Here is a 6,849-nt window from a genome sequence, read left to right as displayed (position 1 = left end):
TTTATTTATTACATATTTTCAATTTTAGGGACGATTTTATAACCTTTTGATTTAATCGCACCAATTACAATCCCCACAAATACCCATGAGAATCCTGCACCATAAGCAAGCATGTCAAATCCTGTCCATACGTAACCACATACTAAGATACCTACCATAGGAGCCATTACATGTAATAAGAAACCTTTAATACCTCTCTGTTTCTTTTTAAAGAAGAAGTAATAAATAACTGCCATGTTTAAAACAGTAAATGATGTAACTGCTCCAAAGTTAATGAACATTAAAACTGTAGGAATAGAACCTACTAAGATAATAATTGTAGAAATTACACCCGCAGTAATAATTGAGTTAACTGGAGTATCATGTTTCGAATGTAATTTAGCAAAGAAGCCAGAGAACGGTAAAATATTGTCTCGTCCCATTGCATACATGATACGTGATACAGCAGATTGAATGTTTAATGTAGTTGCTACTCCCGCTGATAAAACATTCACAATAATCATAAATTGGAAGAATCCATTACCACCAATTTCTTTAGCAATATCGAATAATGCCATTTCTTCATTTAAATCTGCATGATTTGGATGAGCTAATGTTGCAACATATGTTAATACTAAGAATAGTAAACCTGTGCAAATTAGTGAGCCAACTGTAGCTAAAGGAATATGCTTTTTAGGATTCTTTGATTCCTCAGATAATGTACTTACACAGTCAAATCCCATGAAGCCCATTACTGTAATAGAAATAACTGTAGCGAAGAATTTCCAATCAATATGTTCTGGTTGGAATAGTGGCGCTAACGAAAATCCACCTGTACCATGCCCATCAACAAAGACATATTTAATTGCCAACCCTACGAAAACAACTAATCCAATTAATTGAACGTAAAATAGAATATTATTTACTTTAGCGTTTACTTCAATTCCTTTTACGTTAATGATTGTATTTACAAGAACAAAGAATAAACTCCAAACAACTGGATTTACACCAGGAACTAAACCTGACATCCAAAGACCTGCAAAACTATAAACAAGACCTGGAGCTAAAATATAGTCGGCCAGCAATGTCCAACCTGCCACAAAACCTACATGAGGATTTACCCCTTTCGATACAAAGGTATAAACTGAACCTGCATGTAAAAACTCTTTACTAAACTGTGCATAACTTAATGCGGTAAAGAACATTAAAATCATTCCGATGAAGTACACCAGTGGTGCCATTCCAAAACTTTGATTTGTCACCATCCCATAAACTTGGAATGGAGCAAGCGGTGACATACTTACCATTCCATAAATAATTAATTGTCTCAACGATAGAGACCTGTGCAGATGTTGTTCATTCATACAACTATCAACCTCCAACTTTATAAATTTTTTATACACTCAAATGCAGAATCTATAATAAACATCGTTCAATATGTTTCTATCTACAACTGCTGTCGTGCTTAGTTATATTAGCATGATTCGACAACACTCGTCAACTATAGTCAATAAAATATTTTTAATTTTATTTTGGTCAATGAATTTTTATACATTTTTTACCACAAGGTAGTAGATTATATTTTTACTCGTATAATAAAGGTTATAAAAATAATGAAAGGTTACCGAAAAATTGTCCAAAACAAAGAAGTTACCGTTAAAACGGTAACTCATTCAAAAAAAAGTATGCAATATAGAAATCTCATTCTTCTCTCTTCAATAAATGTTTGTAAAAAGCATTACGTATAGGATTTTTAAGAATATCTTTAACCTCATTTCTAATTGATTCATTTAAATCCGTATTTCCTAACATCAACATGACATACTTATCTTGACCACTTTGGCTTGTCCCGATAAAATCACCTGTTCCCCTCAATTCTAAATCTTTTTCGGCAATAAGGAATCCATCCGTTGTTGCACACATCGTTTCTAATTTCCTTCGCCCCATCTCTGTAGCTTTATCAGATAATAATAAGCAATAGGATTGATAACTACCACGTCCAACCCTTCCTCTTAATTGGTGTAATTGAGCTAACCCAAAACGCTCTGCATTCTTAATAAGAATCACAGTTGCATTCGGCACATTCACACCAACTTCAATAATCGTAGTAGATATAAAAATGTCATATTCTTTATTTGCGAATTTATCTAACTCAGCATCTATATCTTGTTGCTTCATTTTACCTGTAGCCATTCCTACTCGTATTCCTTTTGGTTCAAAATACGTTTTTGCTTTTGCAAACGCTTCTTCTACACTTTCCACATCTTTTAGCCTGTCACTATTACTTTCTTCTACTAAAGGACAAACGACATATGCCTGTCTTCCGCTCTTCACTTCCTCATAAATCCTTCGATAAGAATCTTCTTCTACGGTTATCAACGTGGTCTCTACTGGCTTCCTTCCTTTCGGTAATGATTTAATATTCATCACATCTATCGAGTCACCATGTATCGTCAGAGCTAAACTACGAGGAATAGGGGTCGCAGACATTGATATGGTATGAACACCTTTACTTGCTTTTAATTGAAGTAACTCCCTTTGTTTGACACCAAAACGATGTTCTTCATCTACAATTGTAAGTGCTAACGATTGAAACTCTACATCTTTGCTTAATACCGCATGGGTTCCTACGACTATATCTACTTCTCCTTCTTTTATGGCTTTAACAACCTTCTTTCGTTCTCTTACCTTCAGGTCTCCCGAAAGATATGCTACCTTAATACCAAAAGAGGAAAATCGTTCCGTCATCTCTTCATAGTGTTGTTTTGCCAACACACTTGTGGGACACATTAAGGCTCCTTGATAGCCATTTTCTACTGCCATTAATAAAGAAAAGATAGCAACCATTGTTTTTCCACACCCTACATCCCCTTGAATTAAGGCATTCACTCTTTCTTTATTTTTCATTTTCTTTGAAATCATTCTTAAAGCATTTCTTTGTCCCTCTGTTAATTCAAAAGGCAATTCTCCCATTAGTTGTTTAGATAATTCGAATTTATCTATTTCAAATGGAGATTGCTTCATCTTATTATTTTCATTTTGTAATAAATTGAGGTTAAAAAAGAATAATTCATCAAACAAAAATCGACTTTTCCCTTCATTTATCTCCTCAGTAGTTTTCGGGAAATGGATATATTGAAGTGCTTTACGAAAATAAATCATATCAAATTTTTTAATAATACTATTTTCAAGATATTCATCTGAACGCACAATCGAATACGCACTATTCATACATCTTTTTAAATAATCGTCACTCATTCCTTTTATTTTTGAATAAACAGGTAGAATTCCAGGATTTAATTCTGAAGATGGTCCATATAAGATAGGATTTGCCATAGAAACAAACTTTCTATATCCATACGTCACTGAGACTCTTCCACAAAATATATAAGACTCATTAATAGTAAACTTCTGAGCAATATAGGATTGATGAAAGAATGTAACATAAATAATAGATGCTTTACTATCTTCCACTTTTAAAATAACTGCATTGGGCTTCGTCTTTATTTCTTTCACAATACCTTTTATAGATTGATATTCATCAGGAATAGCATCTTGTATTAAGTTTATCTCCCTAAAGTCATAATATTTACGTGGAAAAAATCGAATCAAATCCTCTACTGATTCTATTCCCTTCTTTACAAACTGATTTTCTTTTGCTTTTGGTATATTTAATAATTGTAGTTCGATAGCAACCGCCTCCCTTTTATTTTTCTATTATTATGTTATTAACATAACCACAAAAATAAAAAAGGTATGGTGCATAGGTGGTTCTACCATTTTTATTTATACTTCACTTCCATTTTACGTACTATATTCTATACAAAATGAAGGTGGTGGTAGAAATGAAAGACTGGTTTTTAAAACTATTCAATAAAAATCCCAAAGATACGTCTACATATTTAAAATATGAAGATGGTGAAGTCATTCCATTAAAGACGACAAATAAAAGTAAATTAAAAGACGATTTAATAGAAGAAGAAAAACAAAGCCAAACCGTTTTTAGAGAAGATGAGCTCCCTAAGACCCCCTCTTTTGGAGGAAATAGACCAACGCAATCACAAGAAAGGAAAAAGAAATTTTCAAAGGTCATTATGTTGATATTTATCATTGTAATATTCGCTTCTTTTTGCCAGTTATTTTATTATTTCCTATCTAAGAACACGACAGTCATCAATAGCAATCATAAAATCGACAGCATAACAAAGAGTGTAAAAAATCAAAAAGAAGCAGAACCGACTAAAAAAACGGAAACTACTGTAGATGATAAATCTGTTTCTAAAACTGACCATTCTGAAAAAGAAAATGCAAAAACAATTGACGAGAAACCTATTTTTTCTTTTGGCCAAAAGGACTTAAAAGTTAAAAGCATGACAGATGAAAGAAAATCACTTCTCTCACTCTCTTCAGATACACACAATTTTATTTTAGATTCTTTATTAAACTTAAAATCTGAAGTTATCTTTTATGAAAAAGGGAAATCGAATAAATATATCTTTACGAACGAAACGGACCGATTGGCACAACGTATAAACAATGCTAAAACATCACTACAAGCAAAAGAAAAAGAACTATCTAATGAAGACATGTCTTCTATCTTTACAAATCTAAATGATAGATTAATTGCTTTAGATACATTAGTTCAGACACTTAGAGCCATTGATAGAGAACAAATTATTGATACGACAAATGACTTCATTGAGAAAGAAAATAATACTTCCACTATTTATCAAGATGAATTCAAGAAGGTATTGGATTCTTATGGTGTTACGTACAAAACAGATGAAGGAAAAATCACATATGCACTCTAAACATGTAGAAAGGAGTTTATTATAACTCCTTTCTATTTTATTTGTTATATAGGTTTATGTTTCGGAGGGGTTTTGTTTTTTGTTGCGTATACAAAATATCATGCACATAATATGTTTTCAAATAAAATACTATTTTCTATTAATACATGAAATATAAAATTTTATACACCTTTTATTGACGTTCTTTGATTTTTCATAGTAAAATCAAGTAAGACGTTAGAAACATTAAGGAGGATTCCTTTCATGACTAAAAACTGCGATAGAATGATTATTGTAGACCCAGGTAAAAATGCAGTAAAAGTATTTTCTGTAAAAGAAGATGGTACTTTAGATAAAGTATTCAGCTTCCCTTCAAAGACAGAGGCTAAACGAAACTTCCGTGGAATTGATGGCTCAAGTGCTCTTCAATTCAAGGTAGAAATTAATGGTCAAAAATACATCGTTGGTGAAGGTGTAAAACGTACATACAACTTTGAAATCACAAAGAACAATGACCATCATAAATTATGTGTTCTTACGGCAATTGCTAATATTGTAGAAAAAGATAATGAAAAAATTGATTTAGTAGTTGGTTACCCTTCAAGTGATTTTGAAAACGAAAAACAACGTAAAGAATTTGAAGAATTACTTTTAGGTGATAAAAAAGGTGAAATTTCTCTTCACTTAAATGATGAAAAGAAAACATTCACAATCAGTTCAATCACTGTAAAACCAGAAGGAATGGCTTTATTCCCTCGTATGCAATCAAAAGAACAAAAAAACTTCCATATCATTGATATCGGTGGACAAAATGTAAACTATCGAGAATACGATGCAAAAGGGAATACTATTAACTCTTGTAGTTTAGACAAAGCAGGTATTAACCACTTAGAGCAATACATTAAAACCGAATTACGTAAAGTTGTACAAGCCGATGAAATTAACGTATCTGAACTTGATGTTTTACAATCCATTTCAGATGGTAGAATTGTAGAGGTTAACAATATTGATGGTTATAAAGATAGTGCTGAATTTATCGAAGATGTTGTATGCAACTTTATCGAAATTCGTATTATTGATGAATTATCTGGTCGTGGAGTTAGTATTGAACAAAAAGGACACTACATCATTTTCACAGGTGGAGGTTCATTACGCTTAGAAAACTATTTAAAAGCTCTATTACCACACAACACTTCCAATATGGACTTTTCTAAAACTGCAAAATGGGATAATTGCATTAGCTATTCAATGAGACATATCCCTGAAGTGCAAAAAGATAAGAAAAAGTTAGTTGCTATGTTTGCTAAAATCGTTTCTCAAGTAAAAGAAAAAGATTTTGAAAAAAGTCGAAATCCTTTCCTTAAAGAAGACGACAAAGTAGCACTTTAAGAAACAGGATATCATCCTGTTTCTTTCCATAAAGGAGAATGCATATGGATAAGAGTAAATATAAGAAACATATAAATGTCTCCCTTCAAAATAAAAAGTATTATGATTCAATTAACCCTATATTATTAAAATGGGCATCTAATAGTGAAAACATGTCAGAAAAGGTTAGTGAGTCTATCCTAATGGCAGTCCGATTAGAATCTTCAATAGGGATAAATAAATTAATGAACACGTTTGAAATGATTGAAAAAACACTTCAAATTTATTTCCCTGAAAAAAATAATACTTATAACGAAGCGGTAGAAAAAGCATTTGAAAAAATCGTTAATGTAAATGGTGCTATGCTATCTGATTTCATAACAAACCCTGTTCAGTTCTCAGAAGCTCAATTACAATCTTCTCAGAAACAAGAACCAGTTACTTCTTCCCCTACAGCATCTATAACAGAACAAAAGCCTGTTAATAATCCTGTTGTTAAAACAGAAGAAATAACAGAAAGTGAAGAAAAACAAGAAGTTACAAATCACAAAAAAGAAGAACCTGTTATGGATGAAGGCGAAACAACTCAAACAAATGAAGAAACGCCTAAAAATGTAAAAGCAGAAGAAAACCAAAAAGAAGATATTAAAATCCCTACTCCTAAAGAGTCTAAAGAAGACGAAAAACTTAAAAAAGAAAATCTTCCTGAAGA

At 31.9% G+C, this 6,849-nt stretch carries 5 protein-coding genes; 3 read left to right on the top strand and 2 right to left on the bottom strand.

Features of this window, described 5'->3' with window-relative positions; genetic code table 11:
- Positions 1–8: 8 nt before the first annotated feature.
- Together MR160_RS32315 and MR160_RS32310 are read right to left on the bottom strand one after the other, a co-directional pair.
- Entirely contained in the window at positions 9–1,343 is a 1,335-nt protein-coding gene (locus MR160_RS32315) for an APC family permease (protein ID WP_061662687.1), read from the bottom strand.
- Between the two features lie 337 nt (positions 1,344–1,680).
- The gene (locus tag MR160_RS32310; protein WP_346670375.1) at positions 1,681–3,648 is read right to left on the bottom strand and encodes an ATP-dependent DNA helicase RecG; all 1,968 of its coding nucleotides are present in this window, start codon (positions 3,646–3,648) and stop codon (positions 1,681–1,683) included.
- Positions 3,649–3,824: 176 nt separating this feature from the next.
- Here MR160_RS32310 and MR160_RS32305 point away from each other — a divergent pair, with 176 nt between their 5' ends.
- From MR160_RS32305 to MR160_RS32295, 3 genes are all read left to right on the top strand, one after another.
- Positions 3,825–4,790 carry a hypothetical protein gene (locus tag MR160_RS32305; RefSeq protein ID WP_242299088.1) on the top strand — a complete coding sequence of 322 codons (966 nt, stop codon included), beginning with the start codon at positions 3,825–3,827 and terminating at the stop codon, positions 4,788–4,790.
- 243 nt (positions 4,791–5,033) lie between these two features.
- Positions 5,034–6,158: a ParM/StbA family protein gene (locus MR160_RS32300; RefSeq protein ID WP_061662689.1), complete on the top strand. Its 1,125-nt coding sequence runs from the start codon at positions 5,034–5,036 to the stop codon at positions 6,156–6,158.
- Positions 6,159–6,202: 44 nt separating this feature from the next.
- A partial coding sequence (locus MR160_RS32295) for a hypothetical protein (protein ID WP_242299087.1) occupies positions 6,203–6,849 on the top strand: 647 nt, incomplete at its 3' end.

Source organism: Bacillus cereus group sp. BfR-BA-01382 (assembly GCF_022663475.1).
Taxonomy (GTDB): domain Bacteria; phylum Bacillota; class Bacilli; order Bacillales; family Bacillaceae_G; genus Bacillus_A; species Bacillus_A thuringiensis_S.
The sequence above is the reverse complement of the archived record's forward strand: the minus strand, read 5'-3'. Positions and strand labels throughout refer to the sequence as shown.

Excerpts from the sequence above, each read along its gene's own strand:
- MR160_RS32315 (WP_061662687.1), bottom strand. The coding sequence starts at position 1,343 with ATGAATGAACAACATCTGCACAGGTCTCTATCGTTGAGACAATTAATT.
- MR160_RS32305 (WP_242299088.1), top strand. The coding sequence starts at position 3,825 with ATGAAAGACTGGTTTTTAAAACTATTCAATAAAAATCCCAAAGATACG.
- MR160_RS32300 (WP_061662689.1), top strand. The coding sequence starts at position 5,034 with ATGACTAAAAACTGCGATAGAATGATTATTGTAGACCCAGGTAAAAAT.